This window comes from Streptosporangium sp. NPDC053982 (assembly GCF_055585205.1).
This window is the reverse complement of record NZ_JBVJKQ010000001.1, coordinates 556,365-576,451: the sequence shown is the minus strand read 5'-3', so window position 1 is coordinate 576,451 and position 20,087 is coordinate 556,365. Positions and strand designations below refer to the sequence as shown.

At 74.8% G+C, this 20,087-nt stretch carries 15 protein-coding genes; 8 read left to right on the top strand and 7 right to left on the bottom strand.

Annotated features, from left to right (window positions below; translation table 11 throughout):
* Nucleotides 1-132 precede the first annotated feature (132 nt).
* Nucleotides 133-1,494: a glycosyl hydrolase family 8 gene (locus ACZ6W9_RS02520; protein ID WP_470116593.1), complete on the top strand. Its 1,362-nt coding sequence runs from the start codon at nucleotides 133-135 to the stop codon at nucleotides 1,492-1,494.
* Here ACZ6W9_RS02520 and ACZ6W9_RS02515 read toward each other — a convergent pair.
* The 3 genes from ACZ6W9_RS02515 to ACZ6W9_RS02505 form a co-directional block, all read right to left on the bottom strand.
* The gene (locus ACZ6W9_RS02515; protein WP_470116592.1) at nucleotides 1,463-4,207 is read right to left on the bottom strand and encodes a DUF4153 domain-containing protein; all 2,745 of its coding nucleotides are present in this window, start codon (nucleotides 4,205-4,207) and stop codon (nucleotides 1,463-1,465) included. The two genes, ACZ6W9_RS02520 and ACZ6W9_RS02515, sit on opposite strands and share 32 nt — an antisense overlap.
* A 103-nt stretch (nucleotides 4,208-4,310) precedes the next feature.
* Nucleotides 4,311-5,000, bottom strand: a complete 690-nt coding sequence (locus tag ACZ6W9_RS02510) for a response regulator (protein ID WP_389959112.1) — start codon at nucleotides 4,998-5,000, stop codon at nucleotides 4,311-4,313.
* A 156-nt stretch (nucleotides 5,001-5,156) separates the two neighbouring features.
* Nucleotides 5,157-6,101 carry an N-acetyltransferase gene (locus tag ACZ6W9_RS02505; RefSeq protein ID WP_389959110.1) on the bottom strand — a complete coding sequence of 315 codons (945 nt, stop codon included), beginning with the start codon at nucleotides 6,099-6,101 and terminating at the stop codon, nucleotides 5,157-5,159.
* A gap of 424 nt (nucleotides 6,102-6,525) precedes the next feature.
* Between ACZ6W9_RS02505 and ACZ6W9_RS02500 the strand changes: the two genes are divergently transcribed.
* The 5 genes from ACZ6W9_RS02500 to ACZ6W9_RS02480 all read left to right on the top strand — a co-directional run bounded on the left by ACZ6W9_RS02500 (nucleotide 6,526) and on the right by ACZ6W9_RS02480 (nucleotide 13,184).
* The gene (locus ACZ6W9_RS02500) at nucleotides 6,526-8,190 is read left to right on the top strand and encodes a serine/threonine-protein kinase (RefSeq protein WP_389959108.1); all 1,665 of its coding nucleotides are present in this window, start codon (nucleotides 6,526-6,528) and stop codon (nucleotides 8,188-8,190) included.
* A complete protein-coding gene (locus tag ACZ6W9_RS02495; RefSeq protein ID WP_389959105.1) occupies nucleotides 8,187-9,818 on the top strand; it encodes a serine/threonine-protein kinase in 1,632 nt (543 codons plus the stop codon). Before ACZ6W9_RS02500 ends, ACZ6W9_RS02495 begins: the two co-directional genes overlap by 4 nt.
* Nucleotides 9,811-11,310 carry a serine/threonine-protein kinase gene (locus ACZ6W9_RS02490; RefSeq protein WP_389959102.1) on the top strand — a complete coding sequence of 500 codons (1,500 nt, stop codon included), beginning with the start codon at nucleotides 9,811-9,813 and terminating at the stop codon, nucleotides 11,308-11,310. The genes ACZ6W9_RS02495 and ACZ6W9_RS02490 overlap by 8 nt, the downstream gene beginning before the upstream one ends.
* A 123-nt stretch (nucleotides 11,311-11,433) precedes the next feature.
* On the top strand, nucleotides 11,434-12,759 hold the full coding sequence (locus ACZ6W9_RS02485; protein ID WP_389959099.1) for a serine/threonine-protein kinase: 1,326 nt from the start codon (nucleotides 11,434-11,436) through the stop codon (nucleotides 12,757-12,759).
* Nucleotides 12,760-12,989: 230 nt separating this feature from the next.
* Nucleotides 12,990-13,184: a hypothetical protein gene (locus ACZ6W9_RS02480; RefSeq protein WP_389959096.1), complete on the top strand. Its 195-nt coding sequence runs from the start codon at nucleotides 12,990-12,992 to the stop codon at nucleotides 13,182-13,184.
* A 149-nt stretch (nucleotides 13,185-13,333) separates the two neighbouring features.
* Here ACZ6W9_RS02480 and ACZ6W9_RS02475 read toward each other — a convergent pair whose 3' ends face one another.
* Both ACZ6W9_RS02475 and ACZ6W9_RS02470 read right to left on the bottom strand, forming a co-directional pair.
* Nucleotides 13,334-13,660: a DUF3817 domain-containing protein gene (locus tag ACZ6W9_RS02475; RefSeq protein ID WP_362943041.1), complete on the bottom strand. Its 327-nt coding sequence runs from the start codon at nucleotides 13,658-13,660 to the stop codon at nucleotides 13,334-13,336.
* A 43-nt stretch (nucleotides 13,661-13,703) separates the two neighbouring features.
* Nucleotides 13,704-14,459: an SURF1 family protein gene (locus ACZ6W9_RS02470; protein ID WP_389959093.1), complete on the bottom strand. Its 756-nt coding sequence runs from the start codon at nucleotides 14,457-14,459 to the stop codon at nucleotides 13,704-13,706.
* Between the two features lie 132 nt (nucleotides 14,460-14,591).
* On the opposite strand from ACZ6W9_RS02470, the gene ACZ6W9_RS02465 reads away from it, so the two are divergent.
* Nucleotides 14,592-14,759, top strand: coding sequence for a hypothetical protein (locus tag ACZ6W9_RS02465; RefSeq protein ID WP_362943047.1), 168 nt, complete (start codon nucleotides 14,592-14,594; stop codon nucleotides 14,757-14,759).
* 231 nt (nucleotides 14,760-14,990) lie between these two features.
* On the opposite strand, the gene ACZ6W9_RS02460 is transcribed toward ACZ6W9_RS02465, so the two are convergent.
* Nucleotides 14,991-16,802: a gamma-glutamyltransferase family protein gene (locus tag ACZ6W9_RS02460; protein WP_389959090.1), complete on the bottom strand. Its 1,812-nt coding sequence runs from the start codon at nucleotides 16,800-16,802 to the stop codon at nucleotides 14,991-14,993.
* Nucleotides 16,799-18,157: an RNA-guided endonuclease IscB gene (gene iscB / locus ACZ6W9_RS02455; RefSeq protein WP_470116591.1), complete on the bottom strand. Its 1,359-nt coding sequence runs from the start codon at nucleotides 18,155-18,157 to the stop codon at nucleotides 16,799-16,801. The genes ACZ6W9_RS02460 and iscB overlap by 4 nt, the downstream gene beginning before the upstream one ends.
* Nucleotides 18,158-18,836: 679 nt before the next feature.
* On the opposite strand from iscB, the gene ACZ6W9_RS02450 reads away from it, so the two are divergent.
* Complete coding sequence (locus ACZ6W9_RS02450; RefSeq protein ID WP_470116590.1) at nucleotides 18,837-20,084, top strand: sensor histidine kinase; 1,248 nt, start codon at nucleotides 18,837-18,839, stop codon at nucleotides 20,082-20,084.
* Nucleotides 20,085-20,087 lie beyond the last annotated feature (3 nt).

The window sequence follows — 20,087 nt, the reverse complement described above, 5'->3', positions numbered from 1 at the left end:
CGGTGCCGCCCCGGGCCGAGGGCGGTGGCATCCTTCAACGGGTCAGGCATCTCCCCGCAGGAAGGCCGTCGTCCCGTGCGCATGAGGCAGCTCCTCCGTCGTCCCCGCGGTCTCCCGGCCGCCGTCCCGGCGGTGACGGCTGCGCTGGCCGCGGCGGCGCTCGCGGTGGCCGCCTGCGCCGCGGACGGGGGTGCGGCCGGCTCCGCCGCCGCCAGGACCCCCGCGGCGAGCGGCACCGGCGGGGCCACCCGTGGATCCGGGACCGGGAGCCCCACCGGCGCCCCCGGGACCGATGGTGCTCCCGGGAGTCCCACCGGCACGCCCGCCCCGGCGGCCCCGGACGCGCCCCGCGTGCCGTTCGGCGGCCACGCGGGCCGCTACGCCGCCGGGACGCTGCGCCCGAGCGGCGAACAGGCCGCCCTCGACGCGAAGGTCGTCGAGCACTACCGGCGATGGAAGGCCGCCTTCGTCCGGCGCGGTTGCGGCAACGGCCGGTACCAGGTCCTCTCCCCCGACGCCGACCACCCATACGTGGCCGAGGCACAGGGTTACGGCATGGTCGTCACCGCGACCATGGCCGGGGCGGACCCGGACGCGAAGAAGATCTTCGACGGGCTCCTCCGGTACGTGCTGGCCCACCCCTCGTCGATCACCCCCGGCCTGCTCGCGGCCGAGCAGGACGCCTCGTGCAGGAGCGTGAACGGCGGCGACTCCGCCACCGACGGCGACCTCGACGTCGCCTACGGCCTGCTCCTGGCCGACCGGCAGTGGGGAAGCTCGGGCGCGTTCGACTACCGCGGGCTGGCGCTCGACCGGATCCGCGCGATCAGGAAGGGCGAGATCAACCCGGTCACCCGGCTGACCAAGCTGGGCGACTGGACCGACCGGGGCGACGAGTACTACTGGGTCAGCCGGTCCTCCGACTGGATGATCGGTCACTTCCGGGCCTTCCGCCGCGCCACCGGCGACCCGTCCTGGGACGAGGTGATCGCCGCCCACCAGGATCTGATCGCCGCCCAGCAGACGCGGTACGCCCCGGGCACCGGGCTGCTGGCCGACTTCGTGGTCGGCACCCGCACCGATCCGAAGCCCGCGCCCCGGGAGGTCCTGGAGGACCCGCACGACGGCGCGTACTGGTGGAACGCCTGCCGTACCCCGTGGCGGATCGGCGACGACGCGGTGGCCTCCGGGGACGCCCGGTCGCTCGCCGCGGTCCGCCGGATGAGCGCCTGGATCAGGAAGGAGACCGGCGGGGACCCCGGCCGGATCGCCGCCGGCTACACCCTCGCCGGGCGCCGCCTCTCCGAGGACGCCGAGGCCGCCTTCTCCGCCCCGTTCGCGGTGGCGGCGATGGCCGACCCCGGCGGCCAGGCGTGGCTGGACGCCCTGTGGGACGAGATGGCCTCCGCCGCCTTCGGCCGCCGGGACTACTTCTCCGCCAGCGTGACCCTCCAGGCGATGATCACCGTGTCCGGCAATCGCTGGACGCCCTGACCGGGTGGCGGGCCAGCACCTCCCTGGCCCGCTCCCTGGCGAGGTTCCAGCCGTTCCACGGGTCCGGCGCGGCCAGGTCGTTGCGTTCGGTCACGTTCCGCAGCACGCAGCTGCGGACCGGCTCGGGCAGCCGGTCCAGCGCGGGTACGGCCTCCGCCCCCAGGCCGCCCAGGTAGCGGTGGTCGATCCGGTCCGGGCCCCGGACGGCGATCTGGGTCTCGGCGACCCGCAGGTCCGGGTTCCACACGGCGAAGGCCAGCAGCGCCGCCCCGGTCATCGCGACCAGGGTCCTGGGCAGCCACCGGACGGCGCGGCGCCGGACGAGCCGTACGGCGCCGGCCACGAGCACCAGCGCGAAGACGGCGCCCAGCCACCAGATCGCCGCCTCCACCGAGGCCCGCAGCCGGGTGAAGCCGTAGGCGCCGACGTAGAGGTCCAGCCGGTGCAGGGCCGAGACCAGGACGACCATGGTCAGCGCGCAGAGCGGGCCGAGCAGCCCGGCCATCAGCCACCGCTCCCCGCCCCGCAGCCTGATCGCGCCCGAGGCGACCGCCACGATCGCCAGCACGAACACGCTGACCGCGGCGAGCTGGAAGAACCCCGAACGGGCGTACTGGGCGTAGGTCAGGCCGGTCGCCGACACCAGCCACCTGGACGAACCGAACAGGACCGTGAGCTGCATCGCCACGAACACGCCGAACAGCAGGTCGAGCGCGACGAGCGGCAGCACCCACACCCCCCGGCTCACCGAAAGGCGCGTGGCCGGGCCCTCCGGCTCCGCCACCGGCCGCAGGCCGACCAGCACGGCGGAGGCGGTCACCGCCGCGAAGACGCCGAACAGCAGGATCCGCAGCGGCAGCGCCCCCGCGCCCAGCAGGTCCCGGACGCTGAAGACCCGGGCGACGGCCTCGGCGAAGACCGCGTCGGCCGAGGCGAACAGCGCCCCGAACACCGCCACCAGCACGGCGCTCAGCGCGACCCCGGCGAGCACCGGCACGACCCGCCGCCGCAGCGGCAGTCCCCTGCCCGGCCGCAACGGCGCGGCCAGGAACCACGGCACCGGCAGCAGGCCCAGCACCACCGACGCCCCGCCCCGCAGCACGCCCGCCCAGCCGCGCCCGGCCCCCGACAGGGCGAGCGCGGCCAGCAGGAACCCGGCCGGCAGGAGCGGCCCGGCGAGCCAGTCGGCGTCCCGGAACGCCGCCACCGCGACCAGCCCGTAGGCGATCAGGCCGAGCACCGCCGGCCAGGGGGTGACGCGGCGCCGTACGGCGGGCAGCGCCGCCGCTCCCATGGCCGCGGCGACCAGGACGAACCCCAGGCTCATCGCACTGCCCGGAAGCGCGACGGCGGCGAGGAGCCCGACGGCGGCGCACGCCGGGAGCGCCCACCGAGGAGTGGGCGGCAGCTCGGGCCGGGGCAGCACGGGCGGCACCACGTACTCCGCGGTGGTCCCGGGCGGTGCCGGGGAGGGCTCCACCGCCCTTCCAGGGACCGGCGGGGCGGGCGCACCGGACGGCCGGACCGGAACGGTGGACGTCATCCGCCGCTCGCACGCGGACGGGGCCGGAGCCTCCCACCGGGACGGCCCCGGGATAGCCGGTTCGGACGGAGCCGGGACGGGCGGTGGCCGGACCGGGACGGGCGGTGGCCGGACCGGGACGGGCGGTGGCCGGACCGGGACGGGCGGCATCGCGGGCGGGGCGGCGTCCCCGGCGGTGCGCCCCGGCAGGTCGACCGCGACGCGGCAGCCCGGACCGTCCTCCACCCGGATGGATCCGCCGTGCAGTTCGACGATCTCCTTGGTGATGGCCAGCCCCAGCCCGGCGCCGCCGTCGTCCGCCGCGCGGCCGGCGTCCAGGCGGGAGAACCGCTCGAAGACCCGGGCCCGCTCCGCCTCCGGGATGCCGGGCCCCTCGTCGGTGACGCGTAGCCGCACCCCGCCGCCCTCCGGGGCCGCCGCCAGCACCACGGCGCCGCCGTCGGGGCTGTGCCGTACGGCGTTGTCCAGCAGGTTGGCCAGCACCTGGGCCAGCAGGTCGGGATCGGCGCGCACGCCCAGCCCCTCGGGCACCTCGCAGCGCGCGGCGACCCCGTCCCTGGCCAGCACGGCCTCGCGCAGCGCCTGCTCGCACAGGGGCCGCAGCCCGACGTTCTCCAGCTCGATCAGCCGGGCCCCCGACTCCAGCCGGGACAGGTCCAGCAGCTGGGTGACCAGCCGGCCGAGCCGCTCGGTCTGGGCCAGCGCCGTCTCCAGCGTCGCCTGGTCGGGCGCGGAGACGCCGTCCACGACGTTCTCCAGCACGGCCCGCAGCGCGGTGATCGGCGTGCGGAGCTCGTGGCTGACGTCCGCCACCAGCGCGCGCCGCTGGCGGTCCACCTCGGCCAGGTCGGCCGCCATGGCGTTGAACGCGCGGGCCAGCTCGCCGACCTCGTCGCGGGAGGTCGCGGTGACGCGCAGGCCGTACCGTCCCTTGGCGATGGTCTGCGCGGCGGCGGCCATCTCGCGCAGCGGCTTGGTCATCCCCCGGGCGAGGAGCTGCATGATGACCAGGGCGAGCACGGCGGCCACCGCGACGCGGACGTCGCGCGAGTAGCCGGAGTTGATGCCGACCTCGTTGACGACGAACGCCACCACCACGGCCAGCAGGATCACCAGCCCGAGCTTGACCTTGATCCGTCCCAGGAAGTCGAGGGGCCTCAAGCGGAGCACGTCCCGTCGTCGGAGGGAAGGTCGGAGGGGAGGAGGGAGAGGAGAGGGGAAGCGCGCGGGGGGACCGGGTGGCGGGCCGGTCGCCGGGCGGGGACGTCCGCGGTCACGGGCGGACGAGGGCGTAGCCGACGCCGTGGACGGTCCGCACGACGCCGGGTCCCAGCTTGCGGCGCAGCGCCCGCACGTGGCTGTCGACCGTGCGGGTGGCGGCGGCCTCGGAGAAGCCCCAGATGTCGGCGAGCAGCCGTTCCCGCTCGAACACCTGGCCGGGCCGGTCCGCCATGCGGCACAGCAGGTCGAACTCGGTCCGGGTGAGCTGCACCTCGGCGCCCCGGGTGTAGACGCGCCGCTCGGCGACGTCGATCTCGACGTCGCCGAGCCGGATCACCGTGTCCGGCCCGGCGAGCTGGGAGGCCCGCTCCACCCGCCGCAGCAGCGCGTGCACCCGGGCGACCAGCTCGCGCATGCTGAACGGCTTGGTCATGTAGTCGTCGGCCCCGACGCCGAGCCCCACGAGCAGGTCCGTCTCCTCGGCGAGCGCGGTGAGCATGAGCACGGGCACCGGCCGGGCGGCCTGCATCCGCCGGCACACCTCCAGCCCGTCGAGACCGGGCAGCAGCCGGTCGAGCACCACCACGTCGGGCCGCGACCTCGCGTACGCCGCCAGCGCCGCCTCACCGTCCCCGACGGCCGCCACGTCGAAGCCCTCGGCGGCCAGCCGGTGCCGTACGGCTCGCGCGATCGTCTCGTCGTCCTCCACCAGGAGGACGCGTCGTTGCTGAGGTGTCGCCATACGCCGGAGCGTAGACCGGGGCGGTGCAGACGATCGGCGGATAATTGTGAATGTTTCGCGCACCCGCGCCGGGAAGGCGCGGGTGCGGCGGGCCGGGGCGCGGTGTCCTCCGGCCCGCCGCCTCCCGGCGCCTCCCGCGGCGGGAGGGGCCGGCGGTCAGATCATGATCAGCCGGCGGCCGACGACCTGGTAGCCGATCCGGGCGAACGACGCCGCCATGGGTGCGTTGCCCACGTCGGTGCTGTCCCTGACCTGGGGCTCGCCCTCGGCGGTGAAGATGTGCAGCGTCTCGGCGACCAGGTCGTCGATGTAACGGCGGCCCCGGTACGCGGGGTCCACGCCGATGTAGCCGATCGTGGCGGTGGTGGCGTTGCGGGTGGGCATCGTGATGCCCACCACGTCGCCCGCGGCGTCGTGCGCCAGCCGCCAGCGGTGCCGGCCGCCGGGGAAGTCCGCGATGTCCTTCAGGGTGTCCTCCGCGGTCCTCCTCGGCCCGTGTTCGGCGAGACGGCTGCGGTCCCAGGCGTCGAGGCTGCCCTCGGCGATCTTGGTCAGGATGTCGATGACGGCCTCGTCGTCGTCGGCCGGGGTGAAGGTGAGCCGGGTGGAGCGGGGCGGCAGGCCGTACTCGGGGATCCAGCGCAGGTTGAGCCGCTCCACGGAGTGACGCAGCCCGGCCCGTTCGGCCGCCTCGACCCGGTCGGCGACGTCGGCCACGGCGTCGGGGCGGTCGTTCCAGTCGGCGGGCAGGAACAGGTGGAAGTCGGGGCGGTCCCCGGCGGGCGAGGAGTAGTCCGGCGTGACGAGCGCGGCGTAGGCGGCGCGCAGCAGGGCCGCGCCCGTCTCGACGCGGTCGGGGCCGGTACCGGGGTCGAACCAGTCGAGGCTGAACGGGTGCCCGGCGCCGGGCGGGCCCCAGAAGGCGGCGCGGGCCACCACCTGGTCGCCGCGCAGCGCGACCCAGAGCCAGTCGGGCCGGCCGTAGCCCAGCTCCTCGAAGGGGGCGTGGCGGGCGCCGACACCGGAGGCGGGCGGCGGGCCGTAGGCGTGGAAGAGGTGGAGGTCGTCCGCGGTGAGCGGACGGAAGGTCAGGTCAGACACGTTTTCTCCGAAAAAGCGGTGCGCTTCCCCGGGTCTCAGGCGTTCTGTAGCCCGAGGCGGGAGCGCGTGACGATGGCGGACATCACTCCTCACCTCCTGTCCTGTCTCACGTCACCGGCCGGACCTCGGCCGGTGAGGCCGCAAGAGTAGCGGGAGGGTCGCCGGGCCCTCAACCGGTTATCCGGCCGGCGGGCGGAGGCCGCCCGGTCGCGGCCGGTGAGCGGACGGCCGTTTCGTCGCCGTCGGCGGCCGGAAGGCCGGGTCATCCGCTCCGCCGGCCCCGATGACCCGCCGAGATCGACGACCGGGACCTCCGGCCGCCCGTTCCGTTCACCGGTATTTCGGTGATGCGAAAGGTGCTGGTTCATTGGTCCATATCGCGCTAAGTGGCTATGTTTCTGTGCTCGATGGGACAGTGAACGGGGTGAACGGGATCGACACTCGACTGTTAGCGGACCGCTACCGGCTGCTCAACCCGCTCGCCGAGGGCGGGATGGGCACCGTCTGGCTTGCCGCCGACGAGCTGCTCGGCCGTGACGTGGCCGTCAAGGAGGTACGGCTGCCGCCCGACCTCGACCCCGCCCGGCGGCAGGAGCTGTGCGACGCGGCGCTGCGCGAGGCCAACCTGGCGGCCCGGATCAAGCATCCGTCCATCGTCACCGTCCACGACGTGATCGTCGAGCAGGACCGGCCGTGGCTCGTCATGGAACTGCTGTCCGGCGCGTCGCTGGAGCAGACGGTCCGCGACGGCCGGCCGCTGCCGGTGCGCCAGGCCGCCCGGATCGGCGTGAGCGTCGCCGGCGCGCTGGTCGCCGCGCACGCCGCCGGGGTGGTCCACCGGGACGTCAAGCCCGGCAACGTCTTCCTCACCAGGACCGGCCGGGCCGTGCTGACCGACTTCGGCATCGCCGTCGTCGAGGACGAGGCCACCGCGGCGCAGACCGGCCGGCTGGTCGGCTCGCCCAACTACATCGCCCCCGAACGGCTGCGCGGCGAGCGGGGCGGGCCCGCCTCGGACCTGTGGTCCCTGGGCGCCACGCTCTACTTCGCCGTCGAGGGCGTTCCGCCGCACCCGGCGGACACCCCCGTCTCGGCGATCAGCCGGGTACTGACCGAGCCTCCCCGGCCGCCGGAGCGGGCCGGCGCCCTGGGCCCGCTGCTGCTCGGCATGCTCGCCTCCCTGCCCGAGGACCGGCCGCTCTTCGAGGAGGTCGTCCAGGCCCTGCGCGAGCTCGCCGCGGGCCGCCCGGCCGCCGTGCCCTCCGCGCCCTCCACGCCGTTCCCCGCCCCCTTCCCGGCTCCGGAACGGGAGGCCGGTCCACGGCACGGAAGGGGAGCGGGACCCGCGCCGTCCTCCGTCCCCGCCGCGCGCCGGGCGGACCGTCCCGGCCCCCGCGTCGCGCTGTGGGCGTCCGCCGAGATCGCGGCGGTCGCGGCGGTCATCGGGGCGACCATGGGCGTGGTCCACGTCACCGGCGCCTCAGCCGCCCCGGCGAAACCGGCCCGGCTGAGCGAGAAGCCGGGCGCCTTCGCCGTACCCGTGGACATGTGCAAGCTGGTCACCGCGGCCGACGTCAGGAAACTCCTGCCGGCGTCGGACGCCAAGGGGTCGGACGCCAAGGGGTCGGACGCCAAGGGAGAGCCGCTCAACACCGGCGGCTGCGCGTGGGCGGTCCCCGGAGCCGGCCTGCGGATCGATCCCCTCAGCGACGGGATGGACAAGCCGTGGGGCAAGAGCCCCCGGCGGGCCCACGAGATACTGGTGAACCAGCGCAACGGCACCGTGCCGACCGGTTCGATCCTCTGGAGCTGGTCGGAGATCAAGGCCGCCGGCCGATCCACCCGCACCACCGGCGCGCTGCCGGTGAAGCCGGTCGGGGAGGAGGCGTTCGGCTACGACTACTACGAGAACCGGAAGACCGGCCGCCTGGAGCAGAGCCACGTGGTCTTCCGCGTCGACAACCTGGTGCTGGACGTCGGTTACACGGTGGTGGACGGCAGCAAGGACGCCCCGGCGATCCAGGCCGGCGCCCACACCGCCGCCACCTGGATCGCGAACGCGCTGAACAAGCAGAAGGCGAACGGATGAACGACCCAGACGTCACCCGGCCCCAGGGCAGGCGCGGCCGCAGGCACGCCACCCCCGAGACGGAGCCCGCCGGGGCGGCGCTGCCCGCCGTGCTGGAGCAGTCCCCGGGCGAGCAGATCTCACTGGAGCACGCGGTCGGGCGGGGCGGGCCGATGGCGCCGCGCCAGGCCGCGGCGGTCGGCCTGGCCGTACTGGACCAGATCGTCGCCATGCACGCCCGGGGGACGCTCCACGGCGACGTGCGGCCGGGATCGGTGCTGCTCGGCCCGAACGACCGGGTCACGCTCCTCGGGCCGACCTTCCGGTCGCCGACCTTCACCGCCCCCGAGGGGGTGACGGGCCCGGCCGCCGACCTGTGGTCGCTCGGCGCGACCGTCTACACCGCCGTCGAGGGCCGTCCGCCGGCCCCCGGCGGGTCGCTGGACAACGCCGGCCCGCTCGGGCCGATCCTGACCCACCTGCTGTCCGGGGACCCCGGCCGGCGGCCCGACCCGGGGACGCTGCGCAACGTCCTGCTGGAGATCTCCCTGACCGGCACGGCTCCGGCGGTGCCGTTCCAGCCTCCCGCCCCGGACCAGGCTCCCCCGACGCCCCCCGGTACGGCGCGGCGGGACGCCCGGACGTCCCCGGCGGGCCCGCCGCTCGCGCTTCCCGCGGGCTCCGGGACGACGACGCCGGACCGGGAGCACGCGGGCCCGGGTCACGCGGTCCCGGGCTCGGGTCACATGGTCCCGGGTCCGGGGCACGCCGCCCCGGACCCGGGGCCGCCGGACGACGACCCCGCGGCCAACCCCGAGGCGACCGCGCCGCGCCCGGCCGTCGTCGTCGGTCCGGGACCGGCGGCGTCCTCACTCCAGGCCGGTCCCGGCGCGCCCGCCCCGCACGAGGCGGCGCCCGGCTCAGGCTCCGCCTCCCGCTCCCGGCGCCAGGAGGGCCCGACCGGCCCGACCGAGCACGCCCGGGGCAGATCCGGGTTGCTGGTTCCCATGCCGATCGTGGCGCTGACCGGCGCCCTGGTCGTCGGCATGGCGGCCGTCATCGGCTACCTGCTCGCCTCGGCGCCCGGCGACCCCACTGCGGCCGAGCCGGTCGCGTCCGCCTCCGCCGGACCCGGGGGCCGGTTCGCCGCCGCGCCCCGCACCTGCAGCATGCTCGACGAGAAGCAGGCCGGGGAGCTGGTGCCGGGCTTCCGCAGCTCGGAGGTCGAACCCGGCGTCTGCGACTGGCTCAACCAGCAGGACTGGCGCAAGCCGAGCACGCAGAAGTACGACCTGCACGTGCGGCTGGTGGCCATGAAGCAGAGCGACTCCGGCATCCAGCGGGCGAAGGAGTACATCGCGGGCAAGAAGAAGGACTTCGTCACCGACGCCCAGTTCGCCACCCCGAAGCCCGCCCCGCCGGGCGACCTGAAGGGCATCGGCGAGGAGGCGTTCACCACCGGCAAGTACAGCAAGATCAATCTGTACGGGGGGTCGTACAAGGTGAGCGTGGTCTTCCGGGTCAGCAACCTGATCGGGGAGGTCGAGTACGAGCAGGGCGGCGTCGACAAGGACGCCGAGGGCAGGCTCGCGGCGGGGGCGCAGAAGGCCGCCCGCTGGATCGTCGAGTCCCTCAAGGCCAATGGCTGACCCGGCCCTTCCCGTCCTCGCGGGCCGATACCGGGCGATCGACCGGCTCGGCGCGGGCGGGATGGGCGTGGTCTGGCGCGCCCGGGACGAGATGCTGCACCGCGAGGTGGCGATCAAGGAGGTCAAGCTCGGCCCCGGCCTGCCGGAGGCGCAGCGCGCCGAGATGCGCGAGCGCACCCTGCGCGAGGCCAGGGCCGCCGCCCGGCTGGGTCACCCGTCCATCGTGACCGTGCACGACGTCATCTCCCAGGACGGCCGGCCGTGGATCGTGATGGACCTCGTCCGGGGCCGCTCCCTGCAGCAGGTGATCCGCTCCTCCGGGCCGATCGACCCGCGGCGGGCCGCGGCCATCGGGGCGGCCGTGCTGGACGGGCTGGCCCTCGCGCACAGCCGGGGCATCATGCACCGCGACGTGAAGCCGGCCAACATCATGCTGGCCGACGACGGCGGGGTGCTGCTCACCGACTTCGGCATCGCCACGCTGGAGGGCGACGTCCAGCTCACCTCCCCCGACGCGCTGGTCGGCTCCCCCGGGTACATCGCCCCGGAACGGCTGCGAGGCACCGGCGACGGCCCCGCGGCCGACCTGTGGTCGCTGGGCGCGACCCTCTACACCGCCGTCGAGGGGCGCGGGCCGTTCCACCGGGGGGCCTCCGCCGCCACCCTCGGCGCGGTCCTCACCGAGGAGACCCCGGTCCCCGCGCGTGCGGGCGAGCTGACGCCTGTGCTGCTCGCCGTACTGGACAAGGACCCCCGGCGGCGGCCCGGGGAGGCCGTCCTGCGCGAGGCCCTGCAACGGGTGGCCCGGGGACTGCCCGCCGGACCGCTCCTCCCCGAGGACCAGACCGCGCCGGCGGGTACGGCGAAGCGGGGCCGCACCGGCCTCCTCGTGGGGGCGGGGCTGGCCGCGGTGGCCGCCGTCGTGGCCGGGACGGTGGTGCTGACCTCCTCGGACGGCTCCGCGAAGCCCGTCCCCGCCGGGCCCGACCCGCGCGCCGGACGGTTCACCGCCGCCCCCGACCCCTGCTCCCTGCTGACCGCCCGGCAGGTCCGGGCGGTGGGCCCGACCGGTAAGCCGTCCCCGTTGGACGCCATGAGCGGCCACGGCCCCTCGTGCTCCTGGGACAGCGGATCGGGCACCCCGCAGATCCGCGTCACCGTCACCCACTACGCGTCCGTGCCGGGGAAGACCGCGCCGGAGACGGCGAAGGCGTTCTTCGCCGCCGACCGCACCAGGACCGCCGCCGACGCCGGTACGGGCCTCTTCGGCGAGGTCGGCCCGCTGCGCGACGCGGGCCGGATCGGCGCGGAGGCGTTCGCCTTCGACCTGACCAGCGGCGATCGCGTCTACTCCGAGGTCCACTTCCGGGTCAGCAACGTGCTGGTCGAGGTGAACGTGTCGCGGAAGGGCAAACAGGCCGGCGCCGCGCTGCGCGGGAACGCGCTCACCGCCGCGCGTCAGATCGCCGAGGAGCTGAACAGCCGTGACTGAGCAGACCCGCGCCCCGGAGGGACCACGCCGCACGCGGCCCGCGCGCCGGCCGGGCCGTACGGCGGGCCGCCGCGCCGGGGTGTCCGGGACCGGCGGGAACCGGGCGCGATCGGAGCGGGTGGCGTGAGCGCGCCCAGCAACCTGCTGGCCGGACGCTACCGCCTGCTGGAGCGCCGCGACCGCACCGGGACCGCCTGGCGCGCCCGCGACGAGGTGCTCCACCGCGACGTCACCGTCTCGGAGGTACGGCTCCCGCCGCCGGGCCCGCACCGGGACCGGCTCCTCGGCCAGGTACGGGCCGCCGCCGGCCTGCGCCACCCCGGCGTCGTCGCCCTGCACGACGTGATCTCCGCCCCGGACCGGGTGTGGCTGGTGCTGGAGTCGGTCGACGGCCGTTCGCTGCTGCAGACCGTGCGCGCCGAGGGGCCGCTCGCCCCCGAGCGGGCGGCCGAGGTGGGCCTGCGGGTGCTGGACGCGCTGACCGCCGCCCACGGCCGGGGCGTCCGTCTCGCCGCCACCCCCGACACCGTGCTGCTCGGCGCGGACGGCCGGGTCGTGCTGACCGGCGTCGCCGGTCCCGCGCCCGCCGACGACCTGCGGGACCTGGGCGCCACCCTGTTCACCGCCCTGGAGGGCCGGGCTCCGGCCACGGGATCCCTCCCTCCGGTGGTGAACGGCATGCCCCTGGCCGACCCCGACCCCACCACCGGGACGGTGACGTCCGGCCCGCTCGCGCCGCTGGTGGAGGGGCTGCTGGCGGCCGACCCGGCGCACCGCCCCGATGCCACCTCGGTCCGCCTCACCCTGGAGCGGGTCGCCCCCGCCCCTCCCTCGTCCCGGCGCAGGCACCTCGTCACGGCGGCGGTGGCGGCCGCCGCGCTCCTGGCCGGCGCCGCGTTCTGGCTCTGGCCCCGCCCCGCCGGCCCCGCCGCCCCGCCGCCGGTCACGCTGCCCGCCTCCTTCGCCGCCGCCCCCGACCCCTGCTCGCTGATCTCCGCGGAGCAGGCGGCCGAGCTGTCGCTGGCCGCCGAGCCGCAGCCCGACGGGAAGACCGGATGCGGCTGGGGCACCGAGGACCGCGAACTGCCACGGAACCTCCAGTACAGGCTCGCCGTCGAGGTCCTGCGCTACCCGACGGGCGAGAAGGCCCACGCGGGCTACGCGCGCTTCATGGCCGCCGAGGCGAAGAAGGACAGGACCCCGGCGGGCTCCCCGCTGCGGACGGCCAGGCCCGTCACGGCGCAACCCGGCATCGCGGCGGAGGCGTACACCTTCGCCACCACCAACGAGATCACCTACAACAGCGGCGTGGTCCTTCGCGCGGCCAACCTCGTGGTCGCGGTCCAGTACCAGCGCGGCGGAGGCGGCGAGGACCCCGGCGACCACACCCGCTCGGGAGCGATGCGGGCGACCCGGTGGGTTCTCTCGGCCCTGTCCCGGGCGAGCTGAGCCGTACCCGGGGATCCGCGTCGCGAAGACCGGGCCGGCGGGAGGCCGGTCGCGGAGACCGGGCCGGCGGGGTTCGGGATCGGCGGAGACTCCGGGGCGGTACGGCGCGGCGATCACGGGCGCACGAGATATATCTCGCCGGAACCCGGGGGACGGGCCCGCTCGTTGGACGGGCGACGCAGAATGAACTAAAGGCGGGGCGCCGGCTCCGCGTTCGGAGGATGTTGAGGATGTCGCCCGTCCAGAAGTACGCCGTCGGGGCCGCCGCGGTGATCGTGCTCGCCCTGATCCTGCCCCTGCCGAGCATCGTCACCTGGTTGATCGTCCTGGGCGTCATCGCCGCCCCGGTGGTCGGTTACCTCATGCTCGACCCGTCCCAGCGCGCGCGGCTCAAGCGCGCCCGCAGGCGCGGCATCGGCCGCTGACGCCTCCGGACCGCCGAGCCCCCGGGAAGACCTGAGACCGCCGAAGACGACGACCCGCAGGCCCGCGCCCCCGCCGGGGGCGCGGGCCTGCGCGCTTCCGTACGGCGCACGCCCCGGCCCGGACGCCGTGGAGCGCCCGCGCCGAAGGCTCAGGCGGCCGTGGGGGCCGCGGCGGCGAGTTCGGCCTCCACGCGGTGGGTGACCCGCCGCTCGAACACGAACGACAGGAACGGGACCGTGCCCGCGAGCATCACGCCCAGGACGTACGGCCACGACCAGCGGGCCTTCATCCCGAGGTTCATCGTGGCGACGAGGTAGAGCATGTAGAGGAAGCCGTGGATCGGCGAGACGACCTTCGACGGCCCCTCAATGTCGAACCCGTACCGCAGCACGATGCACGTGCACAGGACGAGCAGCATGGTCCCGACGATGTAGGCCAGGACACGAAAGGGCTTGAGGGCGGATTCCACGGTCATCTACCTCGGTCTGTGAGTTGTCGGCACTGCAACGATATGCGGATCAGGCGGCGGCCGGTTCGGCGCCGGAGTCCCGGCCGCCGGAACGGCCGCGGACCATGTCGCGCAGGAAATGCCACCACATGAAGACGGCGAACAGCCCGAAGATCCACCACTGGGCGGCGTAGGCGAGGTTGCGCCAGGTGAGCCCGCCGGGCTCGGTCGGCGGGGGCACGCTCACCGGCTTGACCGCGACCGCCGGGGCGGGCGACTGGGTCTCGGCGGACACGAACCCGTCGCGCAGCCCGGCGCCCGGCCACAGGTTGATCAGCTCTGGCGACGAAACGGTCAGCACCTGCCCCGCCGGAAGCGCCCGCGCCCTGCGCGGCACGCTGTCGGTCGGTTCCGAGGGCTGCAACCGCCCGGTCACGGTCACCGTCCCCTCCGGCACCGCGGCGACGGCCGGGTCGTCGGCCCGGGGCACCCATCCGCGTACGACGGGGATCGCGGTGCCGTCCCCGAGATCGAGCGGGACGAGCAGCCACAGGCCGCCGTCGCGTTCGGCCACCAGGAGCTGCCTGGACCGCTCGAACGTTCCCTGCGCCGTCACCCGGCGGCTGACCGCGTCGCTCGTCAGGTGGCTTCCCTGCTTGGCGAGGGTCTGCACGGCCACCGGGGCTGGGTCGCGCGCCGCGCGGGGCTTCCCCGAGTCCTCGAAGACGCCGAGCTGCCATCGGCCGAGCAGCGCGCACACGACGAGGGCCCCGACCGCGAGCAGGTGGAGCACCAGCGCGCGGGGCGAGAACAGGATGCGGAGCATGACACCACGCTATCCGCCCGGATCGGCGGTCCCGTCTCCAGCAGGGAGGGAGTGCGGGGAGAGCGGCCGGGCTCTTCGCGAAAATGGCATGAGTGGTGGTGGAAGAACCCGCTATATCGCTAAAGTCGTCCCATGTCTGATCCGCAGATTGACCCGGCCGGCAGCACCCAGCAGTTCCGCGCGTTCGCCCAGGGGGCGGAGCCGGAGGCGGCCCCTCAGAAGAAGTCGCCGGTCGTGCCGATCGCGATAGCGGTCGTGGTGCTGGCCGTCATCGCCGTGGTCGCGTACCTGATGATCTGAGACGCCCTGATCGCGGGCCCGCGGCCCGCGACTCGGACGAGGCACGCGGACGAAGCAGCGCCGGTGGGGTTCCCCCGGCGCTTTTGCCTGTGCATGGACGACCGCGTCCCCCATCGACGGCCGGAGCGTCCCCGCCACGCGGAGCCGCTCCCGTCCCGTGTGTCCCGTCGGAACCCACGGGACACACGAGACAGGACCCGGACGCCCCGCGTGCCGGGGCGCCGGTGGCCCCTAGCGGCGTTCGCTCAGCACCAGGGCGCTGCCGCCGCCCCGCCGTACGGGTTCGGCGACCGCCTGGAGCCTGCCGCCGGGCAGGAACTCCACGGCCGTGGCCGCGCCGATCTCGGGGGTCGGCGCGAAGGCGTGCCCCTTGGCCGTCAGCTCGGCGCCGTAGCGCTCGATGAACGCGGGCTCGGCCTGGGTCTGGGCGGTGTTGCGCTGGCTGGCGCGCGGCGCGGCCAGCGCCTCGGGCATCGTCATGCCGAGTTCCCAGCGGTTGACGAGGATCTGCAGGACGGTGGTGATGATCGTCGCGCCGCCCGGTGAGCCCACGGCGAGCAGCGGCCTGCCGTCCTTCAGGACGATGGTCGGCGCCATCGACGAGCGCGGGCGCTTGCCGGGCCCGGGGAGGTTGGGGTCGCCGGGCGCGGGGCCGAAGGTGAAGTCGGTCAGCTCGTTGTTGAGCAGGAAGCCCCGGCCCGGGACGACGATGCCGTTGCCCCCGGTGGACTCGATGGTGATGTTGTAGGCGACCACGCCGCCCCACCTGTCGGTGATGACCATGTGGGTCGTCTCCGGCCCCTGTGGGGCCTCCTCGGCCGTCTCACCGGCCGGGGCGGCGGGGGCGCACGGCTCGTAGGAGCCGTCGGGGCTGCCCGCGGGGGCGGGGTGGGGCATCGCACGGTCGCCGATCAGGCAGGCGCGCTCCTTGGCGAAGCCGTCCGACAGCAGCTGCTCCAGCGGCACGCCCGGGACGTCGCCGACGTACTTGTTGCGGTCGGCGAAGGCGAGGCGGGACGCCTCCAGATACTCGTGCAGGCCCACGTCCGGCAGGGCCTCCAGGATGTTGAGCGCCTCGCCCACCGTCGAGCCGCCCGAGGACGGCGGCGCCATGCCGTACACGTCCATGCCCCGGTAGGAGACCTTCGTGGGCGGCCGTTCGAGCGCCCGGTAGGCCGCGAGGTCGGACGTCTCCATCAGGCCGGGCCGTACGTTCCGGGTGGATCCGGGGGTGACCGGGGGCTTCTTCACCGTGGCCACGATCTCCGCGCCGAGCCGCCCGCGGTACAGCCAGTCGCCGCCCTCCCGGCCGAGGGTGCGGTAGGTGGCGGCCAGCTCGGGGTTGCGGAAGGTGGAGCCGACCCGCGGCGGCGCGCCGCCCGGGAGGTACAGCCGGGCGGTGGAGGTGAAGTCCGCGAAGCGGGCGGCGTTGGCGGCCACCTGGTCGTGGAAGGTCTGGTCGACGGTGAAGCCCCGGGAGGCGACCTCGGCCGCGGGCTGGAGCGCCTGCCTCAGCGAGATGGTGCCGAAGCGGCGCAGGGCCAGCTCCCACTGCGCCACGCTCCCCGGCACCCCGGCCGACAGCCCGCTGGTGACGGCGTCGTCGAACGGGATGCCCTCCAGGGAGGAGGCGGTCATCGCCTTCGGCGCCGTCTCCCGGCCGTCGATCGTGTGGACCTTTCCACGCCGGGCGTCGTAGTAGACGATGAACCCGCCCCCGGCCAGACCCGCCGAGAACGGTTCGGTCACCCCCAGCGTGGCGGCGGCCGCGACCGCCGCGTCCACGGCGTTGCCCCCGCGGCGCAACACGCCCAGCGCGGCCCGGCTGGCGTCCAGGTCGACGGTCGCGACCGCTCCGCCGTATCCCTCGGCGACGGCTTTCTTCTCCACCCCGTGGCCGGACGCCGCCGGATGGCCGGGGGACATCGGGTGTCCGGGTGACATCGGGCGACCCGCCGGTGCGGCGAGTGCGGGCTGGGTGAAGAGTACGGATCCTCCGGCCAGGACCACCGCCAGAGGCAGGGCGAGACGGCGATCGATCATCGAATTCCTCCAGCGTGGAAACCCCCGCCTTCAGGTGGGGGAGGAAACGCGGCACGGTACCGCGCTTCTGGTTGGGTCGTGTAGCCGTAACCGTCCGCGCGTTGGAGTACGCGCATATGGCGGTGGCCGATGCCCTGCACGGTGCCGTGCCGGGTGGTGATGTTGAAACTGCCGGTGGAACGGACCGCGACCCGGCCGGTGTGCACTCCGGCCTTCTCGCCTGCCGGGACGTTTGCCCGGACCAGGTCCCCGGTCCGGAAGCCCCGAACGGTTTTGGTACGAGGTAGCCGCAGTCTCGGAAAGCCGTGGCGGTCGGCGCGGGTACGGGCGTAGGTGCCGCGCCCGGTCGCCTTGGCCACCAAGGTCATCGACGGCCGGCCGGTCACGGTCTCCAGGTGGCCGATGTGCACGGCGTCCAGGGTGTGCGGCTTCGGCGCGCCGGTCCGAAAGCGGTTCCACTTGGTGCGCCCGCCCGAGGCCGACGCGACCGGCAGACCGGTCGCCTCCAGCGCCCGCCACAGCGCCCACCGGGTGGCGTTGACGGCGGCGGCGTCACGCAACGGCGCCTTCGCCAGCTTGAGGACCTTCGCCAGGAGTGTGGGCTTGCCCCGAAGGAATCCTTCGATCGGAGTGGCGCTCTTGGCCTGGTTGCACGGGACGCACGCCACGGTGAGGTTGCTGATCCGGTCGGAGCCGCCACGAGAACGCGGGTGGATGTGGTCGATGTTCAAGGGCACGTCCTGCGTGCCGCAGTAGGCGCACACCCGGCCCCACTTGGCCAGCAGGTACTCGCGGACCTCGCACCCGACCAGAGTGCCCCGCTGGTATCGCGCCCCTTCGAGCGGCCGACCGGCCGACATGGCGTGGGTGTCGAAGCAGACCCGTTCCACATGGACGGTACGGACGGGTGCCCAGCGCCTCAGCCGCGCCACCCAGGACATGGTGGTGTCCACGCGGTGCTTCAGGGACGGCGCGAGCCACCCCTTGGGTTTGGTGCGATTGTTGAATCGGGGTGCGCGGTAGCGCAGGTTGCGCGACCGGCGACCCCGGCGCAGTGCGGCCCGCGCACTGAGCTTGTCGCGGATCTGCCCGCCTCGGTGGTCGAGCTGGATCGCATATCTCCCAGTTCGACTTCCGTCGCGGTCAGTGAACACGGCGATGCCGGTGTGCTTGGAGCCGGGGTCGATGCCGACCGCGACGCCCTGGACGGTGGAATCGGCGGCCACGCGGTCACGCAACCGGATGACGAACGGGGTGTGGCGCACCATCACCGCCCGCCCGGACGCCAGTAGGCGACGAGCGCGGGCGGGGTGGCACGGGTCGAGCGGGTGGCCGTGGGCGTCGAGGACGAACACGGCCGGGTGAACCTCACGGTTCGCTCCCTCAGGCGCCGAAGCGCCCTCGGGGTGACGCCGAAACAGACCGGTGCCGTCCGCTTCGATCTCCCCTCGCCCATGTTCCACGCCGGTGCCCGGCGAGGCCGGGAGTCCGCAAGCCGTTTCGTCCCCACCCTCGGGGTTGTCTGCTCTCACGGATTCCAGAGCGGCAGGCTGAGGAAGCACCTGCCGGTGGGTCTGCTCACCCACGTGAAACGTAGTCAATCGAATGCACCTCCTTCAGATGATCGACTCGGGCTGGTCAACGCGGGGCTTCAAAGCGCATCACTGCACCTCAAGCCCCCTCCTTCAGGAGGGGGTCGTTGACCTTTGGCCTCCCACAGTCAGCTCGCCCCAGCCTTTCGCGGTTCGCTCGTTCTGTCAGCCCTTCGCATGACCTTGGTCGAATTCCCGTCCGCCGCCGGTCGAATCCAGGCGGCCTTCGTCAGTTCCCCGTCCGCCGACGACCGGCTTCGCGGAAACCACCGACGGCCTCGGAAAACCACCGACGGCCCCCGGACCGCCGCGGGCTTCCCGGAAACCACCGGCGGCTTCCCGGAAACCACCGCCGACCGGCCTCCGGCTACCGCGGACGGCGTAGCCGGCCCTGCCGCGCCGGGGGGACGAACCGGGCGGTGGGCGGGCGTAAAGTTCGGGCGTGCGCGCCGGAACCCGATGGATAGACCCGCTGCTCCCCCTGCTCGTGGCGGCCGTGCAGGTCGTGACGACCCAGGGCGCGCAGTGGAACCAGCCCGACCGCCTCCCGGTCGACCTCCTCGGCAACGCGCTGCTGGTCGCCGGGCCGCTGGCCCTGGCCGTACGGCGCCGCCACCCGGCCCTCACCCTGGCCGTCAACATCACCGCCACCTGGGTCTTCATCCTCCGCGGCCACGCCTACGGGCCCATCTTCTTCAGCCCGGCCATCGCCCTGTACACCGCCGTCACCCTGGGCCACCGGCGCGCCGCCTGGATCTCCTCGGCCGTGACCTACGTGTTCTTCGTCGTCTACACCACCTGGCTGGCCCCGGTCCCCAGCCCCGGGCTGTGGCACATCCTGGCCATCGCCGCCGCCATGGGAACGGTCCTCGCGACGGGCGAGTTCGTCCGCGCCCGCCGCGAACGGCTCACCGAGCAGCGGCGGGTGGCGCGGGAGGAGGCCCGGCGGCAGGCCAGCGAGGAGCGGCTGACCATGGCCCAGGAGCTGCACGACGTCCTCGCGCACAACATCTCCCTCATCCACGTGCAGGCGTCCACCGCGCTGCACCTCATCGACGACCACCCCGAGCAGGCCCGCACCGCGCTCACCACGATCAAGCACGCCTCCAAGGACGTGCTGACCGAGATGCGCTCGGTCCTCGGCGTGCTGCGCGACGGCGCCCCCCGCTCCCCCACCGCCGGGCTGGACCGGCTGGAGGAGCTGGCCGGGCGCAGCGGGCTGCCGGTCGCCACCGAGGTCACCGGCGCCGTCAGGACCCTGCCGCCGGGCGTCGACCGGGCCGGCTACCGCATCGTCCAGGAGGCCCTCACCAACGTCACCCGGCACGCCCCCGGCGCCTCCGTCGCCGTCCGGCTGGAGTACGGCCCGCGCGAGCTGGTGGTGCGGGTGACCGACACCGGCGGAGACGCCCCCGCGGGCGGGCCGGGCAGCGGCCTGGGCGGCGGCAACGGCATCCCCGGCATGCGGGAGCGGGCCGCGGCCCTCGGCGGCACGCTGACCGCCGGGCCGTACGGGCGGGGCTTCCGCGTCGAGGCGCGGCTGCCGATCCCCGAGGGGAGCGCACGCTCGCCCGAAGAGGACGCACGGCCCCCCGAAGAGGGCTCGCGGCAGGCACCGCGGGACGGCGCGGGACAGGACGGTCCACGGCCTCCCGGGGAAGGCGCGCGATCCGCCGGAGAGGCCCCATGATCC